Source organism: Photobacterium andalusiense (genome assembly GCF_900185625.1).
Classification (GTDB): domain Bacteria; phylum Pseudomonadota; class Gammaproteobacteria; order Enterobacterales; family Vibrionaceae; genus Photobacterium; species Photobacterium aquimaris.
On record NZ_FYAJ01000003.1, the window covers coordinates 321625 to 342764 of the forward strand.

A 21140-nucleotide genomic window follows, 5' to 3' on the forward strand; every position below is an offset into this window, starting at 1 on the left:
TTGTTTATAGCATTGTCAGCGTAGCCATTAGCTGTTAGTGTCGCAGCCCTTATGCATGTGTTACCGCGTGCAACCTTATATTAAACAACATATCGATACCTAATATTTAATGGTAAAAGTGGTATGTTGACGTTTACAGGACATCATTTTGAGTCAGACGGCATTTTCTACCCTAAATCTTCACTCTGATCTATTGAGCAACCTAGACTCACTGGGTTATGAAGCAATGACACCTATTCAAGCTCAAAGCCTTCCGCTTATTATTGACGGCAAGGATGTTATTGCTCAAGGTAAAACGGGATCAGGTAAAACCGCAGCGTTTGGCTTAGGATTACTTAATAACCTTAATGTAAAACGTTTTCGCGTACAGACATTAGTATTGTGCCCAACGCGCGAATTAGCGGATCAAGTAGCTAAAGAAATTCGTCGTTTAGCACGTGCTATTCATAATATTAAAGTACTAACATTATGTGGTGGTATGCCATTTGGACCTCAAATTGGTTCATTAGAGCACGGTGCGCATATTATTGTAGGTACTCCTGGTCGTATTGAAGAACATATTCACAAAGGCTTTTTACGTCTTGATGAGCTAAATACATTAGTACTTGATGAAGCAGATCGCATGCTAGAGATGGGCTTTCAAGATTCATTAGATGCAATTATTGATGTCGCACCAAGCGATCGTCAAACCTTGTTATTTAGTGCGACTTATCCTGATCAAATTGCATCAATTGCAAAGCGTATCATGAAAAACCCAGTTCAAGTAAAAGTAGAATCAAGCCATGATGATAGCAGTATCTCACAGCACTTTTACAAGGTTAATGGTAATGAAGACCGTTTAGATGCAGTACGTTTGTTACTTAATCAACACCGTCCAGAATCTTGTGTGATTTTCTGTAATACCAAGCGTGAAGCACAAGAAATGTCTGATGATTTAGAAGACTTTGGCTTTAGTTCTATTGCGTTGCATGGCGATTTAGAGCAGCGTGAGCGTGATCGTACTCTGGTATTGTTCTCTAACAAGAGTAAATCAATCTTAGTCGCGACAGATGTTGCAGCGCGTGGTTTGGATATCGATAACCTTGATATGGTGATTAACTATCATCTAGCACGAGATACTGAAGTGCACGTTCACCGTATTGGTCGTACAGGCCGTGCGGGCAGTAAAGGTATTGCTTGTTCATTATTTAGTGATAAAGAACATTATAAAGTTAAGTTACTTGAAGACTACCTTGATCGTGATATTAACGGCGAAGCATTACCTGCAGGCAATTTATTAGATCAACCAACATTCCGCCCTGCAATGATCACTCTGATGATTGATGGCGGTAAAAAGCAAAAAGTACGCCCTGGTGATATTTTAGGTGCTTTAACCGGCGATAAAGGTATTGCTGGTGCTGACGTTGGTAAAATTAATGTGTTTGATCATTGTGCTTATGTTGCGGTTAAACGTGAAGTGGCGCGTGAAGCATTACAAAAATTAGAAAAAGGTCGTATTAAAGGACGTAATTTCCGTTCGCGCCAACTGCGCTAATTGATTTTTAGCACCTCAATCTAAGCTTATTAAGCCGATGGTATGCTTGTTCAATAGAGCGACCATCGGCTTTTTTATAACCTAAAACATAGTGTAGCATTTAATCCGTTTTTATATGGTTATCAGCCAATAGATAGTGGTGTGATGTTATTGTTGTTTAATTGTAATTATATAGTGGTAAACACGATTGTTTAGTATATAAATTAGCAATATTAAGCGAATGATTTAAGGTTATTAGACCATGTTGCTATTTATATTGAATTTTTAAAAAGAGTATTCATTTATGCATCAAGAAATGATTGGATTGACAATTGCAGGCCTCGGAGTATTGGGGCTTGGGTGTCAATGGCTTGCATGGCGTATGAAATTACCAGCAATTTTATTATTACTTATTGCAGGTCTAGTTATTGGCCCTGTTGCTGGCATATTTAACCCTAATATCCTCTTTGGTGATTTGCTGTTTCCCCTAATTTCATTAGCAGTAGCTGTTATTTTATTTGAGGGCAGCTTAACGCTCAATTTTGCAGAAATAAAAAATGTCCGCAAAAACGTTAAAAGTATCGTTACCATAGGTGCCATTATTACATGGATCATCACCAGTGTTGCGACACACTATTTATTAGATTTTAGTTGGTCATTAGCATTCTTATTTGGCTCGATGACAGTAGTAACCGGACCTACAGTAATCGTGCCATTGTTACGCACGGTGAGACCGCAAGCGAAATTGGCAAATATTTTACGCTGGGAAGGAATATTAATTGATCCGATTGGGGCAATATTTGTCGTGATCGTGTACGAATTTATTGTTTCTAGCAGCAAAATGCACAGTTTGGCCGTATTTGGCTTAATGCTGCTGGTTGGTTTAGTGATTGGTGCAATTGCTGGATGGTTGATTGCATATGTATTACGTAACCATTTATTGCCTGAATATTTACAACCTTTTGCGGTACTCGCTGTTGTACTTGGTGTATTTGCTGGCGCTAATGCCTTGGAATCAGAAGCCGGATTACTTGCAGTAACGGTAATGGGAATGTGGCTTGCAAATGCCAAGGATGTCGATATTCGCCATATTCTGCACTTTAAAGAAAACCTGACTATTTTGTTAATTTCAGGATTATTTTTGATTTTAGCTTCTCGTATTGAGTTAGCTGATTTCCATGCATTAGGCTGGGGAGCAATTACGTTATTTGTTGTGATTCAGTTAGTGGCAAGACCTGCATCTATCTTTATTTCTACCATGTTTAGTCAATTAGCCTTTAAGGAAAAATTGTTTTTAGCATGGGTAGCGCCAAGAGGTATTGTTGCTGCGGCTATTTCAGCACTGTTTGCTCTAAAATTGATGGATGACGGTGTCGCTGGTGCCCAGTTGTTAGTACCGCTGACATTTATGGTGATTATCGGTACGGTGGTGTTACAAAGTCTAACTGCACGCCCAATAGCGCGATTACTTGGTGTTGCAGAACCATCGCCGAAAGGATTTTTGGTTGTGGGTGCCAATGATGTTGCTCGAGAAATTGGTTTAGCGCTAAAAAAATACGATTGCCGCGTAGTAGTGAGTGATTCTAACTGGGATTATATTCGTGCAGCGCGTATGGCAGGGTTAGAAACTTATTATGGTAATGCCGTTTCTAGCCACGCAGATGAATATTTAGATCTGATTGGGGTGGGTCATTTATTAGCACTTACGCCGGATAAACATTTTAATGCGGTTGCGGCGAGTCATTATGAAACCGATTTTGGACAACGTAATATTTATCGTTTAAATGGTCGTCGTCATAATAGTGGCTTAGAAAAACACTCGGCGACTCAAGCTCATAGTAGTGCTGTGTTGTTTGGTGATGATATTAGTTATAAAAAATTAGCCAGTTTGATGAATCAAGGCGCTGAAATTAAGCATACTAAACTTAGCGATAACTTTACCATTGATGATTATTACCAACAATATAGTAGTGGCTTGGTTATTCCTTTATTTGCAGTTGATCTGAAAGAAAATATTCATCCCTTTACTGTGATATCAAAAATAGACGTTAAAGCTGGATGGACGATTATTGCGTTAGTGAAAGAAGCGGATTAATCGCGGCTATTTGTTTATTTGCGTTACAACAAAAAGCACCTGCGGGTGCTTTTTTTATTTTTGCTAAAAAACGACGGTGATGAAGTTCACATTTTGGCGAAAAAGTAAGGCCTACTAAGTGTTACATTGCGTTCTTTTACGCGTTACAAAAGTTACAGATAAGGATTATTTGCTGCAGAGCTTGGTTTTGGATAGAAGATCGCATTATTTTTTATATAGCTCTTTTTTTTTGAATTAATATCACAACGTTTTTTTAGTTTGATCGGTTGTGATGATTTTAATTAAGTAAATTATTAATAGCTGATCGTTATATACCTTGTAAGTCTAGTAATAGCGATGTGATATGCCTTCATATAACGATGTTTTTTTTAATTGAAACTGTGTCTAAATGTAACCGCTTTTTTTTAGTGAGATTTTAGTAAAACAACAAACGTGATTAACTTCAATTTTAGTTGTTTTTTTTACCATTATTATCCTCCGCAATCTCAGAGTACGAGTTCGAACTCTGACTAAAAATATAGCCGTACAAAAAATAATAAGATACGGCACATCATTAAATATCGGGGGATTTTATAATGATCAAGCAACAGATGTTGGCAAAGAAAACCTTATTAGCAGCAGCCATTGGCTCGTTAATGTTTACCGCAGGTTGTAATAGTGATAATACTAATTCCACAACCGAAGCAAAGAAAAATCCACAAGTAGCGGTGAAATTTCAAAATATTCTCGATCGCACCGGTACACCAAAGCACCTAGCTGAAGTCAGTGCTGGTAACCATATGGCTTATACACCACTGCACGATAATGGTGCTTGGCATGGTCATTTGCTACCTGATTTACAGCAACGCTCTGAAAACATGGGGGGCTTTGGTGTAACGGCGATCGCTGAAGAATATAACACTTCGGTTGCCGAGTATTTTGATAAATTGTCGATTTTAAAAGATGGCCAGTCAGTTAACTTTAAAGCAACGGCTTACAGTATTCCTGGTGCACTTATTCAGACTATGATCGCTGACGGTATTAAAGTTGAAATGAAGTTACAGTTTGTTTCTTCACGCTCTTCGCTTGTTGAAACCACTATTAGCAATGATACTGGTGCTGATATAGCGCTGGTTTGGAATGGTAAACTGGTTGACGGTTATTATGCTAAAGATGGTGTTGCAAATCCTGAAACTGTTGCTGAAAAGCTGCCGAATTTAACCCGTGATATGACGACTGATAATAACGGTAATATTGACCTTAAATTTGGTAAAGAACGTGATTCATGGTGGGTACGTACTCGTGGTGATTCGGCATTTAATATTCAGCGTAGTATCACCGCAGACACCCATATTAATGGTTTAGACTACCAGTCAGTGGCTAACATTGGTGCTGTTGCTAATAAAACTATTTATACCGTATTTAGTCATACGCTAACTGCAGCAGAATGGCAAAAAGAACAGCCGATTGTTAAAGATATTTTGGCTAACCCAATCCATTACATCAACGCAAGTACAACCCGTTGGGAAAACTACCTAACGAATGGTCTTGTTAATAAAAATGCGACTCCAGAACAAGAGCGCGTTGCCGTTAAAGCGATGGAAACCTTAACCGGTAACTGGCGTAGCCCTGCTGGTATGGTGAGCTATGATACGGTGACACCATCGGTAACTGCGCGTTGGTTCTCTGGTAACTTAACATGGCCGTGGGATACCTGGAAACAAGCGTATGCGATGGCGCATTTTAACCCTGATTTAGCAATGGCAAACATTCGCACTGTGTTTGAGCATCAAGTTAAAGCTGATGATGTGTTACGTCCATATGATAAAGGCTATTTGCTTGATGTGGTTGGCATGAATATGTCTAAGCAACGTGGTGATGCACTAGTTTTAACAGAGTTTAATGATGCTCAAACATGGAATGAGCGTAATACTAAACCATCACTGGCGTCGTGGGCAGTATGGGAAGTTTATACAACCCTGAAAGATAAATATAACCGCGCTGATGAAGCACAAGCTTGGTTACAAGAAATGTATCCTCAGTTGGTGGAATATCATAATTGGTGGTTAACAGCACGTGATACTAACAAAAATGGTATTCCTGAGTATGGCGCAGCTGTTGATCCTGAACATACTAAAGATGGTCAGTTGATCTATAAATATAAGCTAGAAGGCGACAAAGACTGGCGTGTTGAGTATGGCATCGATAAATACAATGCGTTATTAGAATCTGGTAATTATATTGATATCAGTAGTCCTGCACAAACTGCAGCTTCATGGGAATCTGGCCGTGATGATGCGGCTGTATTTGGCTTTATTGATACCATTGCTGATGCACAAGGCTTAACTGATCTTACAACCGAGCAAGCAAAAGTAATTGATCAACTTGGCCGCTATGCTAAAGAAAAATATCAGTTTGATAATGAAGTAACAATTACCAAGAACAGTAAAGGTGAGTCAGTTGTAAAATATACTGATGAAACCCCAGCTAATAATGACTTACTGAATAAAGCTAAAAAAGATTGGCAGGTCAAATTTAGTGAGAACAAAGATGCTTCTGGTGAGGTTATTGGTTACTCACTGATGCAAGAGTCGGTTGATCAGGCGTCATACTGGTACAGCGATAATAAATACTTAGCTCAAATTGCGACGGTATTAGGTCATGATGCTGAAGCGGCTGTATTTACCGCTAAAGCAGCAGACACTAAAGATTATATCAACCAGTGTATGTTTGATCGTGAAACAGGTTTCTACTACGACATTAATATCGATGCAGAACAAGCTCGTTCATTAAATAATGGCTGTGCGGGTAATCCTATCGTTGAACGTGGTATGGGCGCTGAAGGGTGGTCGCCACTGTTTAATGGTGCCGCTAATAGTATTACCGCAGCTGCTGTGGTTGATAATATGATGGACGTGAATAAATTTAATACTAAAGTACCATTAGGTACGGCTGCAGCTGATAACCCAGCTTATGGTGCAGATATTTACTGGCGTGGTCGTGTATGGGTTGATCAGTTCTACTTCGGTGTCAAAGGAATGGCTGATTATGGCTATACTAAACAAGCCAACGAAATGGTTAATAAGCTGTTTAAAAATGCTGAAGGCTTAACTCTTGATCGCCCAATTCAAGAGAACTACAACCCTGAAACAGGTGCAGTACAAGGTGCTAATAACTTCTCATGGAGTTCAGCACATTTATACATGCTTTATAATGACTTTCTAAAATAATTTTGAAGCAATAAATTATTGAGTCTATAGTTTATAACGCTGTTAACGGATACTTTTCCCCTTGTATCCGTTTAACATTACGCCAATACAAAGCTACTTGTTCTTATTGAATGTGTAGATTTGTATTGGCGTTTTTTTAGTCTATTAAATCTTGTGCTTTTAATTGGGCTAAAATCATTAAGGTGACGGTTGAGCTAATGTCGGTATCGTTACTGGTAAGCCATCGAATTTCTTCAATTTCAGATGCGGGTAATAAATCACCGTTATATTCAGCATAATAACAGGTCATTTTCACCATTATGCCAGTCTCTTTTCCGTGAGCTTGCGCCTGAAAACTACCGGCATAGCACAATGATGTTGGAATAAGATCCACCGATAACTCTTCTTTAATTTCACGTACTAATGCCTGAGTGTCTGTCTCACCAGTATCTCGTTTTCCTCCTGGAATATAGTAAGCGGTTTTTCCATATGAGCGAGCGCCTAATAATTTTCGTTGTTCAATATGAAGCCAAGCTAGTTTATCAATAGGTTGAGGTTTATTCACAGTAGTCTCCTTTACTGCCAGTAGTGTAACAGTTCCAGCAAAGATAAAAAAAGTGACTATCATTATTTCAATCTATGTTTGCATTTTATTCATGAGTCAATTCATTTAGATCCATGTCTATTGAATATGTTCATAGGCATAATCATCAGCCTTTATAGGTCATTGATGGTTAAAGTTTACTTTATCTTTAACTAAGGAATACGGTGTAATGAAATTCCGCTTAACGAGTACTTCTTATATATTATTAGTTGCTGTATTTTTTGCAGCAATTCAAAACATCGCTTTGTGGAAGCATCTAAGTGAATTGTTTGCTGAAAATGCCACCAATAACGGCGTTTTTATTGCTACTATCCCGTTATTTATTATCGCCGCACTCAATATTATTTTTAACTTACTGCTGTGGCCGTGGTTACAGCGACCATTAGTTGCGATTCTGATATTTATCTCAAGCTTAGTCACCTATGCAATGTATAGCTATGGGGTTTATTTTGACTATGGGATGATTGTGAATGTATTTGAAACTAACCCAGCAGAAGCTGATAGTTATTTCTCTATGGCCGGTGTGGTGTGGATTATTGCGATTGCGATTATTCCGATCGCGATATTATGGCGAATTAAGGTTGTTTACCGCTCTGCAATAAAAGAGATCATTGCCCGTTGTATCAGTATTTTGATTTCAGTATTAGTGATTGTGGTGATTGCGGCGGGTTATTATAAAGATTATGCCTCATTAGTACGCAACCACTCTGAAATTAAAGCACTTATTAATCCAACCAATTATATTTCGGCAACATTTCGCTATGCAAAGTATCAATTAATTGAAGCGAAAATGCCATTTACTCAGTTAGGACTCGATGCCAAAGATAGTCATCAAGCAGGCAAGCATAATGTTGTGGTGATGGTTGTTGGTGAAGCATCGCGTTCAATGAACTATTCATTAAATGGTTATGATCGTGATACCAACCCTGAGTTAACAAAACGTAATGTGATTAGCTTTTTAAATGTAAAATCATGTGGTACTGCAACGGCAGTGTCATTGCCTTGTATGTTCTCGGTAATGACTAAAGCAAATTACAATGCGATGGATGCTCGTCATCAAGATACTGCGGTAGATATTTTACAACGTGCAGGTATTGATGTTTCTTGGAAGGATAATGATAGTGGCTGTAAAGGGGTTTGTGATCGGGTTAAGCATATAGTGATCAACGCTGATAGTGATCCTAAGCTTTGTCACGATGGTACCTGCTACGATGAAGTTTTGCTTAAAAATTTACAAGCTCAAATTGATGATGCCAAACAAGATACATTTATTGTACTGCATATTATTGGTAGCCATGGACCGACTTATAACGATCGTTATCCAGCTAAATTTAAAGTGTTTAAGCCAACCTGTAATACCAGTAACTTACAAGAGTGTAGCCGTGAGCAGGTCACTAACACTTATGACAATACTATTTTATATACCGATCATATTTTAAGCAGTGTGATTGATATGTTGAAAAGTGATGATCATAACGCCAATACTGCGATGATTTACATGGCTGATCATGGTGAATCATTGGGTGAAGATGGGGTGTATTTACATGGACTTCCCTATTCCATTGCACCTAAAGAGCAAACAACTGTGCCGTTAATATTATGGTTATCGCCAGCTTATCAGCAAAGCCAGCATATAAATCGCCAATGTTTACAACGTGAAGCGACTGCTGGTGGTTATTCGCAAGATAATTTATTCCATTCGTTATTGGGTATGATGGATGTTAAAACCAAAGTTTACGATCCTAAATTAGATATATTTTCCCAGTGTCGGCAATAATATTATTGAGTGAGAAATAAAATAAAAAGAGGGCAGTAGTCCTCTTTTACTTTTATTTCATTGTCCAAAATGTATCATAAGTTATAAACACCTTAAGTATTTAAAAAATAACACAGAGAGAGAACCATGAAACCTGGCGCTACGGGCTTAAAACGGATTATTAATGCAACCGGATATTCTATTCAAGGCTTAAAAGCTGCATGGATAAACGAAGCCGCTTTTCGTCAAGAAAGTATTTTATTAATTATAATGACGATCGTTTCATTTTTTATGCCAGTGACAAAAGTTGAACGACTAATGATGATTGGCTCATTATTTATTGTTGTTATTGCTGAGCTAATCAATTCAGCCATTGAAGCTGTGGTTGATCGTATTGGACCTGAACATCATGAGTTAAGTGGTCGAGCGAAAGATATTGGTTCTGCAGCAGTATTTGTTGCGCTGGTTTTGGTTGTTATCACTTGGGGCAGTATTTTATTTTTATAATTGAAATACCAATTAATAACGCCAGTATTATTAATTATAATAATACTGGCGTTTTTTATATGGTTTTATTGGGAGTGATAGCCCGTTGCTTTGTCTGCGATGATTTGACCATCTTTAATGGTGATAATTCGCTTAGTGCGTTCAGCTAAACTAACATCATGAGTGACGATAATTAGCGTTCGTCCTTGTCGGTGTAAATCATTAAACAGCGCTTCAATTTCTGCTCCCGATTTAGAATCAAGTGCGCCAGTAGGTTCATCAGCCAAAATTATCTGCGGATCATTGACTAAAGCGCGTGCAATAGCGACCCGTTGTTTTTGACCACCAGAAAGTTGATTAGGTTTGTGATGCATTCGATCACCTAATCCTACTTGTTCAAGTAAAGCGGCTGCTTTTTGATGGCGTTGCTTGGTTTTAGTGCCTCGATATACTAAAGGAAGGGCAACATTATCAAGGGCTGTGGCGTATTCTAATAAATTAAAACTTTGAAAAACAAAGCCTATATTATGATTTCTAATTTTAGCCAGTTGGTGACTGGTTAAGGTTGAAACATCTTCATTATTGAGTTGATAGTCACCGCTAGTTGGAATATCTAAACACCCTAATACATTCATAAGGGTCGACTTTCCTGAACCAGAAGGGCCTAAAATAGATAAAAACTCACCTTTATTAATTGTCAGTGAAACATTATCAAGTGCTTTAACAAGGTGTTCACCCTCACCATAATATTTACAAATATTAGTTAATGAGACTAAGGGATGCTGATTCTTGGAATGAATTGAGGGGATTTTACTCACTTTGTAGTGCCTCTAGTGGAGTGATACTGGCCGCCTTGTTGGCTGGAAACCAAGCTGCAACAATACCGACAACAATTAATGCAACCACCACAATTACCATGACAGTGATAGATAACTCTGGTTGTGGTTTGCCTAGATAGATATATAAATCACTGTTCGTCATTGGTATTTTTTTGATTAATGCTATTAATCCGACGGTTAAACATAAGCCAATGGTGCCGCCGATCATCATAGTCATCATCGCTTGAATGAGATAATGACAGCGAATGTTATTGGGAGTAGCACCAACAGCCATACGAACGCCAATATCGCGCGTTGCACGTTTAACGCTAGCATACATCACATTAGCAATACCAATACCAGCCACCATGAGTGTAACAAATCCAATAATGCCTAAAAATGTTTGTAAGCCCACTAGAAAATTTCGCATTGACTCTTGATTAAGCAACATATCATCAGTTTGAACCAATGTTTCATCATTGATATTTGCGTTATATTTTTTAGCTAAGATTTGACGAATCGTGACAGCTAAATGTTCTCGATTAGCGTGTGGTTGAGGTTCAACGTTAAAGGCATTAATTGGTTGTTGAGGAAAAAAACGTTGCCAAGTTGCCAGAGGAACCAGTGTGGCATACATTGATTCTGAGCCTTGTTCTATCCGTCTTGGAGCATCAAGTATACCGATGACGGTAAAATCAATATTACCTATTTTAAGTGTCTGGCCGATTGGATTATTATCAAGTTTTTTAGGATCACCATAATGATAAGGCTTGTCATTAAATAGTGTCATAGCGGTGTCTTTACCGATAATCACGACCTTGCGTTGCTCACTCGTATCTGTAGGGTTAAACCAGCGTCCACCGGGTTCTAAGGTTAAATCATTAATTGCTTTGTAATTATTTTCAACCGCTAACACTTCGGTATAAGCGAAACGATCGCCTTTTGTGACTGGCTGATCCCATAAAGCAGATGTTGAAACCCGCTTAACATCAGGTAATGTTGCTAAATTCTCGCGGTCAGATAAATGTAAATCAAATGCTTTGCCTTGAAAGAAACGCCCTTGTGTAATACTGGCTGTTCCGCCCGTGACATAAATAAGATCACCATTACCACTGGTGGTACTTCTAATAAGTCCTTGGCGAAGCCCTTCACCGGTGGCTAACATGGTGCTTATACACACGGTTGACCATACAATCGCTAAAATAGTAAGACACAAGCGGAGTTTTTCTGCAGCCATCTCATGCAGAATTTGTTGCAATGGAAACATGTTATGCCCTCGCACTTAAAGCTATGACTGGCGTGAGGTTCGCCGCTCTTCTTGCAGGAAAAAAAGCAGCCAGTAATGCTAATATTGCAGTGATGCTTAGCGTCAAGAAAATCGCAGTAGAGGTAAGAGCTGGTGTGCCTAGCCATTGCGGTAAGTGACTCATCACTAATGCCTTGACGATCAACCATGAGATGCTAAAACCGATAGCGGTTCCTAATATGACTAATACCGCACCTTCAACTAAAAATTGCGTCAAGATATGGGTTGGTGTCGCGCCAATCGCTAGTCGTACTCCAATTTCACGGGTACGCTCTGTCACCGATAAAAACATAATATTGGCAACGCCTAGTGCTCCTACGGCTAATGTCATAGCACCACTGGCTGCTAAAAATAGTTGAATACCTCTAAACAGAGCTAAATATGTATTAGCGAAGTGGCTAAAGTCCGGTGCATTAATCGCTTGAGTATCTTGAGGATCAAACTGAAGCACATGAGCAAAATGTGTTTGTATCGCCTTTCGTAATGCTGCAAGTGAGACTTTTTCTTGCGGAGCAACAATCGCTTGTGATGGTGGACCTTGCCAGATATCAGCATAAGTTACCGATGGAATAATGAGGCTTCGAGCTGGAAACGAATAGTTTTTTTCATTTTTAGGTACTACGCCAATGATGGTAAAAGGAATCGCATTAATTTTCAGTTGTTCACCAATAGTTAGCTTGGCTTGTTTTGCTAATCGCCATCCAATAATGGCGACGCGGCTGTGATTGCGCTGATCACTGGTTGTGATTGGACGTGAACCTGATAGCAATTTTATACCTTGTAAAGGCAGATAATGCGTATCCACGCCGTTGACCACAGCCCGTAGTTTTATGCCTTTCATATCAGTGACATTTGGTTTCTTAGCTCTAAAAACAATCGCTAGCTGTTTTACTTGCGGTAATGTGGCGAGTGATTGATATTGTTTTTGTGTTGCATGAAGCACCCGTCGTGCCGAATAACCTTGCCACGGAAGGGATGTTTGTCCCATAAACACTTTTTGATTATTGTCGATAAGCGATGACAATGATGTTTTATTGGTTTGGTAAAAGCCTTCACCGAGTGCAACTAATACTAATACCGAGATAATTCCCCACATAATCGCAATTATCGCTAATGAACTGCGAAGCCGATGCGCCATAATGGTTTGTAAAGTTTGCGCTAACAGGGTCATCATTGCTGCAGTGCCTGTGACAGTTGTACGATAGTTTTATCGTTTAATTGTCCGGTTAAGCTCAATAATTGAATTCGATGTAGCCAATAGGTGTAAAGAAGATCTTGTAGGCTTTCTTTACTTTTATAGACCTTTTCTTGAATCTGAATAATATCAAGCGCGGTGGTACCGTCAGTGCCTGAGGTATAAATTATTTGTTTGGTCTTAAGTGCTTTGAGATCGGCTTGTAGCTTTTTACTACCAATATCAACTCGTTGCCAATCAAGATCTAATTGATTAAAGCGAGTGTTAATATCATTGGTTAAATCCAATTCAACTTGACGCAATTGTTGCTGCGCAATTTGGACACCAACTTTAGCTTTACCGACTTGTGAGCGTATTTTGCCATTAAGATCAAGGGGCACATTGAGGGTGATGCCAGTGTTAAGGTTATCACTATGGCCATTAAAATCATTGCTATAGCTAATATTGCCCGATAGGTTAGGGTAATAGTCTGCTTGTTGTTGCTTAACTGCGAGTTTAGCCTGACGCAGTTGTTGCTGGGCTGCAAGAAGATCAGGACTATTATCTTGGGCCAACTTTAGCCATTGTTGCTTGGTGTTTTTTTGTAATGGTGGTCGATGTAAATTCTGACTATTAATTTCATCAACATGCTGTGGCGGTTGGTTAATCAATTTGGCCAGAATGGCTTGTTGCTCTGCCAGTAATGATTGCTGACTTAATAAATCACTATAGGCACCAAAGACATTAGTATTGGCATCATCAACTTCTGTTGAAAGAATAATACCGGCCTGATATTTTTTTTGAGTCAAGGTTAATAAATGTAATGCATCTTGATGTTGTTCGCGGGTAATACCAACAGCAACTTGAGCCTGAGCAAGTTTAAAATAAGCATCAATAACACCATAAGCGAGCCGATTTTGTTCTTTTTTTAGTTCTAGCTGAGCATAAACGACCTCAGCTTGCGCTTGATCAAGCGCAAGCCATGAACGACTGTCCCAGATAGATTGGTTTAAGGTAACCGTATAGCCTGAGGGTTGGGTTGCATCGTGAGCAGACCATGTTTTACCCGCTGTCGCTGATAAATCTGGCAGTAACGCACTTTTAGCCACCTTAGTATCAAATTGACTTTGCTCTTGTTCTAGTTGTTTTATTTTATAACTTGGATTGGTATTTTTAGCAGCAATCCACGCTTGGTTGATTGTTATTGCATGGCTTGTTAGGCTCCAGCAACTTAAACCTGCCGTCATTATTAGTGTTGTGACAATGCGTACTTTAGTCATTGGAATCACCTACTGTACTGGCATCTATCAGTGATTGCTTGGTATCAATGCCTGTTTTAATTTCAACATTAATACCATCAGATAACCCTAGTGTTACTGGTTGGTAGTGATAGCCTTGTTCTGAATCATCAGGGATTAAAACTTGTGCCGTATCGCCATCAAAATGCAGAGCGCGCTCTGGTAATGTCATTACATCATCAGCTTTACTTAAGGTGATCTCTGCTGTTGCTGAAAACCCAGATCGTAGCACCATGCCCTTAGGGAATTTGATTTGGCTTACTTCAACGGCAAAGCCATTATCAAAACTTTGTTGCTGTTGATTAGAGTTGGCATTGTTGTCATTAAGTTTTTCTGACTGCACTGCGACTTTAGTTAATACACCTTCAACCTTTTTTTCAGGGTAAGGTGATAAGGTTAATGTGACGGGCATTCCTTCAGATAATTGTGCCGCATCATGTTCACTTACAGTGCCTTTAAAAATAATATTACTCATGTCTGCCATGGTCATTATTTCAGTGGCAGCTTGGTTTGATTCTGTCGATATAATCGGTTCACCAACGTCTACTTTAATATCAATAACGGTACCTGTAATTGGGGCGCTAATGATTGAGGTTAATTTGACATTACCTGCCGTTGATTCGCCTCGACTTTTTAAATCCATATCTTGTTGGCTTTGTTCAACTGTTGCTTGAGCTGACTTGAGTTGAGCCTTGCTTTTAATATAATCGCCAAAATTAGCCGGAATAATATTTTGTGCCACTAAACGTTGGTAGTTTTGTAAGGTTTTTCGCGCAAGTTCAAGATCAGCCTGACTTTTGAGGAGATTAGCATGAGCAGCTGTAAGGTCTTGAGGGGTAGGGTTTGGACGTAATTTCACTAATGGGCTATGGACAGTTACATGTTCTCCAACTCGAACATAGATATCATCAATAATGCCACCAATCTGAGATTTTACCTTTACAACCTGTGCCGGCATGATTTCACCCACAGCAACGGCTTGTTTTTTGATGGTTGCTTGTTTTGCGGTGAGTGTCGTAAAGCTGTGCTGCGGTGGTGAATGGGTAGTGGAATAATAAATGCCACCTAAACTAATAGAAGCCAATGCCGCAGCGGTTATCCAGCGTTTTTTCATATTAACGTCCAACAACAAGGTAAAAATAGAATGAGTTGGTCAGTAGGTTTTCTGATTTCAGATAATTATTTTAAGAAATTGGAGCCTAAACTGATAACAAAATAAAGCGATAAGATAATCAAATATTACCACTGCATTGTTAATTCTTCGTAGTTTATTTGTGAGAGGATTAATGAAAATGTTGTAGGATAACGGAGTGATGAAAGGTTTTTATAGTAGATGTAACGTGATTATAAGTAACGATTATTATTTTGCGCCGTAGAAACAGCGCAAAATAGGTTTAAATTAGTTGGTTATTGTTTTTGAATTGCCCAAAGATGTAATAAATCGGTAGCAATGGTCGCTGCCGCCAACGCAGTTATATCAGCGTGATCGTATGCTGGCGCAACTTCAACCACATCCATTCCAATAAGATTAATCCCTTGTAAACCACGAATGATTTTCAGGGCTTTATCTGAGCTAATGCCGCCGCAAACCGGTGTACCTGTACCTGGTGCATAGGCAGGATCTAAACAATCAATATCAAAGGTTAAGTAAACCGGCATATCACCGACGGTAGCTTTAATGTTTTCAACAATCTGCGCCACACTCCAATCATTAGCAGTATCGGCAGAGATAACATTAAACCCTAGTTTGTCGCTGTGCTCAGTACGAATACCAATTTGTACTGAGTGAGTAGGGTCAATTAAACCTTCCTTTGGCGCATGGTAAAACATGGTGCCATGATCAAATTTACTGCCTTGATCGTAAGTGTCAGTATGGGCATCAAAGTGAATTAATGCCATTTTACCAAATTGTTTAGCATGAGCACGTAATAATGGTAGCGTGACGAAGTGATCTCCACCAAAAGTAAGCAGGGTTTTCCCTTGCTCTAATAAGCCCGTTGCATGTGCTTCCAAGCGCTCGCACATTTGAGCAGCATCGCCGCAATCAAATACTAAATCACCACAATCGGCAATTTTAATTGATTTTAATAGGCTAAAATTCCATGGCCAGCGTTTGCCTTCCCATGCAAGATTAGTTGATATTTGACGAATAGCTCCTGGCCCCATGCGACTGCCAGAACGGCCTGTTGTTGCCATATCAAATGGCACTCCAGTAATAATAACATCAGCGTCTGACTCCATTGGGGCGAAGTTTAACGGTTGACGTAAAAAGCCAAATGCGTTGGCGTATAAAGAATAATCTGGGTAATTAGCTAGTGTTGCCATGGTTTTCTCCAACAACAATATTACAGGGCAAAAGGCCCACTAAAAGTCCTATCACTGCTTCATTGTAGTGATAGAATGTTCAAAATAGGATGACTAATTTTTAAGTCTTAAATTGCGCGAACATCTTCTAGATAGGTATATCCTTCAAGTCCATCAGCCAATTCTTTGAGAATACTCTCACGCTCATCTTCTGCTAGGTGTTGCTGTGCCATTAATTGATATTGGCGCAGGAATTCATTGGAATCTAAGTGTACATAACGCAGTACATCACCGACGTTGTCACCACGATCAATTTTTTCGATGTGATAGCTACCATCTGTCGTACAGCGCACGACGGCAGTATCGGTATCGCCAAATAGATTATGCATATCACCTAAAATTTCTTGGTATGCACCAACCATAAAGAAACCAATGCGGTAGGGGTGTTCATCACTCCATGTTGGTACCGGAAGTGTGCTCTCTATACCTTGGTTCTCAACATATTGGTCAATCGCACCATCTGAGTCGCAGGTGATATCAAGAATAATCGCACGACGCTCAGGGACTTTATCTAAGTTGCTTAAAGGCAAAATAGGAAAGACTTGTTCAATCCCCCATGCATCAGGCAATGACTGAAACAGTGAAAAATTCACAAAAAATTTATCCGCTAAACGTTCATGCAACTCATCTAGTAATGGACGGTGAGCACGATTTTTAGTTGATAATGTTTTTTCCAGCTGGTGACATAAACGTAAACTCACTTGTTCAGCCCAAGCTCTATCAATAAAGCTGATCATGCCAACGGCAAATAAAGAGTGAACTTCAGCTAAATCACTTTGGTTATCATGGTATAGCTCAACCAATGAACGGTGATCAGCGTTATCAGTCAGTTCTTTCCAAGAACGCCACATGTTATGCAAAATATGGGGTGCATCCGCAGCTGGCGCAGAAATAGATTCTGGCTTATAGCTTTCAATGCCAACCACATCAGTGATTAATACTGCGTGGTGAGCGGTTAAGTTACGACCTGATTCTGAAATAATACGTGGCATTGGCATGTCGTATTCTTGGCAAATATCACCTAAAACATAGACCACATTATTGGCGTATTCATTGATGCTGTAGTTCATCGAACAGCTGCTTTGACTACGCGTCCCTTCGTAATCAACGGCTAAACCACCACCAACATCAACAGTGGTGATCCCAGCACCTAATTTCTTCAATTCAGCATATACACGACCGGCTTCACCAACACCATTACGCACATCGCGAATATTGGCAATCTGTGAGCCTAAGTGAAAGTGTAATAGTTGTAAGCAATCAAGCATTTCACGTTGGCGTAATTCTTCAACCACGGTTAATACTTGTGATGCAGATAAACCAAATTTCGACTTTTCACCACCACTTGCTTGCCATTTACCTTTACCTTGAGAAGCTAAACGTGCGCGTAGTCCTAAGCGTGGTGTAACGCCCAGTTCTGCGGCTTCTTGTAAGATAATTTTTAGCTCAGAAAGTTTCTCAAGGACGATGTAAACTTCGTGGCCGAGTTTCTCGCCAATTAACGCTAATCGAATATATTCACGATCTTTGTAGCCGTTACAGACGATGACAGAGCTAGCCTCTTGCGCCATAGCAAGCACAGCCATAAGTTCTGGTTTGCTGCCAGCTTCTAAGCCTAATTGACGCTGCTGTTTAGCATATTGGCTGGCTAATATTTCACTAACCACTTCTTGTTGCTGGTTAACTTTAATTGGGTATACCGCAAGATAGTCGCCTTGGTAACCGTAATTTTCAATCGCTTGGTTAAAAACGCTGCATAAACTATCCACTCGATGGTGAAGAATATCAGCAAAGCGTACCAAAATAGGTAACGATGCGCCTGCTGCGATTAATTCATCAGCAAGTTGTGATAAACCGATAGCATTGGCTGGATTATTGACATCGGGACGAGCAACAACTGAGCCGTCTTGCGCTATATCAAAATAACCTTGGCCCCAATAAGGTGTATTATAAACGTCACGGGCATTATTAATTGTCCAATCACTCATTGCTTAATCTCTTCCTGAGCGAAAATACGTTAGCCATAAAATACAGGTGTATAAGATCCCTGCTTGGCTACAGTAAATATCGAAATAGTGTGATGACTGACGCGATAACGGCCAGAATAAAAGTACGCTGTTATTGAAATCTAATCACGCAGATTGGCGCTATAGCATTTTCAATTACAAGCTACTGGGACTATCTGAGCTGGAATCGTCATTACAAGTCATGAACAAACGTATTGTTCTTCTTGATAGGTGAGGTTTGGCTTTGGTTGTTGCGTTGTCGCATACTTTATTGAGGCTAAAAAAGGCCCTCGAGTATAATGCGGCGAGAGTTTTCATTGTCATTACCCTTAAAGGTCGTGCTATTACAACAAGCACAGTATGACAGGGAGTAAGAATGCCCGATGCAATCTCAGTCTACACCTCAAACCAATAATTGGGTGCGTTGCGATTAGACAATTGAATTGTTTTTAGCGCAAACAAAAAAGATTTGTCGTTATGATTAAATTTAATTGTTACGATTAAAGGAGAAGATTAAATATATAGAGTAAGCATAATAACTGCGTATTTATTAGTAATAATACATATATTACTCGATATATAACCAATTAAAATTATTGATATAAAAAAGAGTTTTCCTATATTTAATATTAGGGAAATTAATAGTCAGTAAATGTAATCTTAGTACGTAAAAGTGTATAAGTGCATTGATTACGTTTATAAATATGAGATTGTTAATTTGCCCTTCAAGGGGTGATTAAAGGAGTGTTTAGTGGCTGGTGCAAGTTTATTAACTTTGCTTGATGATATCGCAACGGTACTTGATGATGTTGCCCTGATGACCAAGGTCGCAGCACGTAAAACCGCGGGTGTATTAGGTGATGATCTGGCATTAAATGCTCAACAGGTCACTGGTGTGCGAGCTGAGCGTGAGTTACCTGTGGTGTGGGGCGTAGCAAAAGGCTCATTTAAAAATAAATTAATTTTAGTGCCTGCGGCATTATTAATCAGTGCTGTTGCGCCGTGGTTAATCATGCCGATGTTATTATTGGGCGGTTTATTTTTATGTTTTGAAGGCGTTGAAAAGATCGCTGAAAAATTATTTCATCATGATACTGAAACGCAACAAGACAGTGAGCAGTTATTAACTGAAGAGATTGATTTAATTGCTTATGAACGTGAGAAAATAAAAGGGGCGGTAAGAACCGATTTTGTGTTATCGGCTGAAATTATTGTGATTGCATTAGGTACAGTACAAGATCACCCATTTTTAACTCAAGCCATTGTAGTGAGTCTTATTGCTGCAGTAATGACGGCTGGGGTTTACGGTGTAGTTGCTGGGATTGTAAAGCTTGATGATGCGGGTTTGTATCTTGTAAAACACAGCAATGGAGCCGGATTTAAGCGCAGTTTTGGTACGTTATTGGTTAATGTTGCACCTTATTTAATGAAGACATTAGCCGTAGTCGGTACTATCGCAATGTTTTTAGTCGGTGGTGGCATTGTAGTACACAGTATTCCACCCGTACATGGTGTGATTGAACAATTAATCCAGCAGATCACTTTTTCAGGATCTCATACCATTGTGCCGCCGTTACTGAATGGTATCGTGGGTATTATTGCTGGTATTGCAGTGCTGGTGGTTGTGAGCTTAATAAATAAAATTCGTGGTAAGTCAGCACATTAATTTCTTATTGTTAGTGTACTAAATCAGCATGATATAAAATCAAAAATGCCAGTGATATTAAGCACTGGCATTTTTTTATGATCTATTTTACGTTATTACCACGTGTATTTAATACCCATACGGTAACGTGTTTGGCGATTGTCAGTATAACGACTTTGGCTAACATTACCCACCTCTACGAAGGGACGCCACATTGTGCCTTCAACCGTTTTGTAGGTGTACATTAAGCGGAAGTTATGTAGGTAGTTTGTATCTTTATTATCGAATTGTGGTAGTGCGTTACCTTCCATTTCTTTCCAGATTTGGAACTCATATTGGAAGTCCCAATTATTGGTGTTGTAGCCTAACCAGAAATCAACTTCTTGAATTTTAGAAATATAATTTTGTTGATTAAGGTTTTGTTGATTGTAATCCCAGAACTTCCACTTATAACGACCTTGAACACGAATACCATTATCAAAGCGATAGTTTAAACGTGCGTAAGGTACATAAACTAAACCTTGTGAGGTAAAATCGAGTGAAAGACCACCGATACCCATAATATTGTCAGTCAATTTTTTGTAGTAATACGCTGAAAACTCAGAGCCGTTCATTGTCATACCATCAAACATGGTATTGAGTTGATCATTGTTATAACGCGCGTCTAATTCAAAACCAATATTCTTACCAGTATCTAAAAATGCTTTTACGCGATCGCCATGACGGTCAGTACCATCACGATATTCATGGCGATATTCAATAGTAGTTTTGTAATCGTTGGCATAGCTAAAACTTGTCGCAGATAAAAGGGTAGTTGCAACAATTACTTTAGTGATGGTATTCATTGATTGTCCTTAATTTAGTATGAGTTATGTTGCGCTTTCTCT

General features: G+C 39.2%; 15 protein-coding genes. 6 read left to right on the top strand and 9 right to left on the bottom strand.

All coding sequences use genetic code 11. The annotated features are described in order from the left end of the window. Positions 1-148 precede the first annotated feature (148 nt). The 3 genes from dbpA to ygjK all read left to right on the top strand — a co-directional run bounded on the left by dbpA (position 149) and on the right by ygjK (position 6817). Positions 149-1534 carry an ATP-dependent RNA helicase DbpA gene (dbpA, locus tag PAND9192_RS10525; RefSeq protein WP_060997273.1) on the top strand — a complete coding sequence of 462 codons (1386 nt, stop codon included), beginning with the start codon at positions 149-151 and terminating at the stop codon, positions 1532-1534. A 283-nt stretch (positions 1535-1817) separates the two neighbouring features. Further along, entirely contained in the window at positions 1818-3608 is a 1791-nt protein-coding gene (locus PAND9192_RS10530; protein ID WP_087853768.1) for a cation:proton antiporter, read from the top strand. A 590-nt stretch (positions 3609-4198) separates the two neighbouring features. Continuing rightward, positions 4199-6817, top strand: coding sequence for an alpha-glucosidase (ygjK, locus tag PAND9192_RS10535; RefSeq protein ID WP_200817818.1), 2619 nt, complete (start codon positions 4199-4201; stop codon positions 6815-6817). 136 nt (positions 6818-6953) lie between these two features. On the opposite strand, the gene PAND9192_RS10540 is transcribed toward ygjK, so the two are convergent. Continuing rightward, on the bottom strand, positions 6954-7361 hold the full coding sequence (locus PAND9192_RS10540; RefSeq protein ID WP_234999072.1) for an NUDIX hydrolase: 408 nt from the start codon (positions 7359-7361) through the stop codon (positions 6954-6956). A gap of 208 nt (positions 7362-7569) precedes the next feature. Between PAND9192_RS10540 and eptA the strand changes: the two genes are divergently transcribed. Next, a complete protein-coding gene (gene eptA, locus PAND9192_RS10545; RefSeq protein WP_087853770.1) occupies positions 7570-9177 on the top strand; it encodes a phosphoethanolamine transferase EptA in 1608 nt (535 codons plus the stop codon). Positions 9178-9303: 126 nt separating this feature from the next. Next, complete coding sequence (locus PAND9192_RS10550; RefSeq protein ID WP_087821331.1) at positions 9304-9663, top strand: diacylglycerol kinase; 360 nt, start codon at positions 9304-9306, stop codon at positions 9661-9663. A 65-nt stretch (positions 9664-9728) separates the two neighbouring features. Here the strand turns inward: PAND9192_RS10550 and PAND9192_RS10555 are convergent, their stop codons facing one another. The 7 genes from PAND9192_RS10555 to speA all read right to left on the bottom strand — a co-directional run bounded on the left by PAND9192_RS10555 (position 9729) and on the right by speA (position 18590). Further along, positions 9729-10460 carry an ABC transporter ATP-binding protein gene (locus PAND9192_RS10555; RefSeq protein ID WP_087853771.1) on the bottom strand — a complete coding sequence of 244 codons (732 nt, stop codon included), beginning with the start codon at positions 10458-10460 and terminating at the stop codon, positions 9729-9731. Next, a complete protein-coding gene (locus PAND9192_RS10560; RefSeq protein WP_087853772.1) occupies positions 10453-11727 on the bottom strand; it encodes an ABC transporter permease in 1275 nt (424 codons plus the stop codon). The genes PAND9192_RS10555 and PAND9192_RS10560 overlap by 8 nt, the downstream gene beginning before the upstream one ends. A gap of 1 nt (position 11728) precedes the next feature. Then, the gene (locus PAND9192_RS10565; RefSeq protein ID WP_087853773.1) at positions 11729-12940 is read right to left on the bottom strand and encodes an ABC transporter permease; all 1212 of its coding nucleotides are present in this window, start codon (positions 12938-12940) and stop codon (positions 11729-11731) included. Further along, complete coding sequence (locus PAND9192_RS10570; RefSeq protein ID WP_087853774.1) at positions 12937-14220, bottom strand: TolC family protein; 1284 nt, start codon at positions 14218-14220, stop codon at positions 12937-12939. The genes PAND9192_RS10565 and PAND9192_RS10570 overlap by 4 nt, the downstream gene beginning before the upstream one ends. Beyond that, positions 14213-15352, bottom strand: a complete 1140-nt coding sequence (locus PAND9192_RS10575) for an efflux RND transporter periplasmic adaptor subunit (protein WP_087853775.1) — start codon at positions 15350-15352, stop codon at positions 14213-14215. The genes PAND9192_RS10570 and PAND9192_RS10575 overlap by 8 nt, the downstream gene beginning before the upstream one ends. 293 nt (positions 15353-15645) lie before the next feature. Next, entirely contained in the window at positions 15646-16563 is a 918-nt protein-coding gene (gene speB, locus PAND9192_RS10580; protein WP_087853776.1) for an agmatinase, read from the bottom strand. Between the two features lie 107 nt (positions 16564-16670). Beyond that, positions 16671-18590 carry a biosynthetic arginine decarboxylase gene (speA, locus tag PAND9192_RS10585; RefSeq protein WP_087853777.1) on the bottom strand — a complete coding sequence of 640 codons (1920 nt, stop codon included), beginning with the start codon at positions 18588-18590 and terminating at the stop codon, positions 16671-16673. Between the two features lie 769 nt (positions 18591-19359). Between speA and PAND9192_RS10590 the strand changes: the two genes are divergently transcribed. Beyond that, on the top strand, positions 19360-20274 hold the full coding sequence (locus tag PAND9192_RS10590; protein WP_087853778.1) for a DUF808 domain-containing protein: 915 nt from the start codon (positions 19360-19362) through the stop codon (positions 20272-20274). A gap of 95 nt (positions 20275-20369) precedes the next feature. Here PAND9192_RS10590 and PAND9192_RS10595 read toward each other — a convergent pair whose 3' ends face one another. After that, complete coding sequence (locus PAND9192_RS10595) at positions 20370-21098, bottom strand: oligogalacturonate-specific porin KdgM family protein (protein WP_087853779.1); 729 nt, start codon at positions 21096-21098, stop codon at positions 20370-20372. Positions 21099-21140: the final 42 nt, after the last annotated feature.

What these genes read in the sequence shown, in the direction of transcription:
- PAND9192_RS10530 (WP_087853768.1), top strand. Translation starts at nt 1,818, where the DNA reads ATGCATCAAGAAATGATTGGATTGACAATTGCAGGCCTCGGAGTATTG.
- ygjK (WP_200817818.1), top strand. Translation starts at nt 4,199, where the DNA reads ATGTTGGCAAAGAAAACCTTATTAGCAGCAGCCATTGGCTCGTTAATG.
- eptA (WP_087853770.1), top strand. Translation starts at nt 7,570, where the DNA reads ATGAAATTCCGCTTAACGAGTACTTCTTATATATTATTAGTTGCTGTA.
- PAND9192_RS10550 (WP_087821331.1), top strand. Translation starts at nt 9,304, where the DNA reads ATGAAACCTGGCGCTACGGGCTTAAAACGGATTATTAATGCAACCGGA.
- PAND9192_RS10560 (WP_087853772.1), bottom strand. Translation starts at nt 11,727, where the DNA reads ATGTTTCCATTGCAACAAATTCTGCATGAGATGGCTGCAGAAAAACTC.
- PAND9192_RS10565 (WP_087853773.1), bottom strand. Translation starts at nt 12,940, where the DNA reads ATGATGACCCTGTTAGCGCAAACTTTACAAACCATTATGGCGCATCGG.
- PAND9192_RS10570 (WP_087853774.1), bottom strand. Translation starts at nt 14,220, where the DNA reads ATGACTAAAGTACGCATTGTCACAACACTAATAATGACGGCAGGTTTA.
- PAND9192_RS10575 (WP_087853775.1), bottom strand. Translation starts at nt 15,352, where the DNA reads ATGAAAAAACGCTGGATAACCGCTGCGGCATTGGCTTCTATTAGTTTA.
- speB (WP_087853776.1), bottom strand. Translation starts at nt 16,563, where the DNA reads ATGGCAACACTAGCTAATTACCCAGATTATTCTTTATACGCCAACGCA.
- speA (WP_087853777.1), bottom strand. Translation starts at nt 18,590, where the DNA reads ATGAGTGATTGGACAATTAATAATGCCCGTGACGTTTATAATACACCT.
- PAND9192_RS10595 (WP_087853779.1), bottom strand. Translation starts at nt 21,098, where the DNA reads ATGAATACCATCACTAAAGTAATTGTTGCAACTACCCTTTTATCTGCG.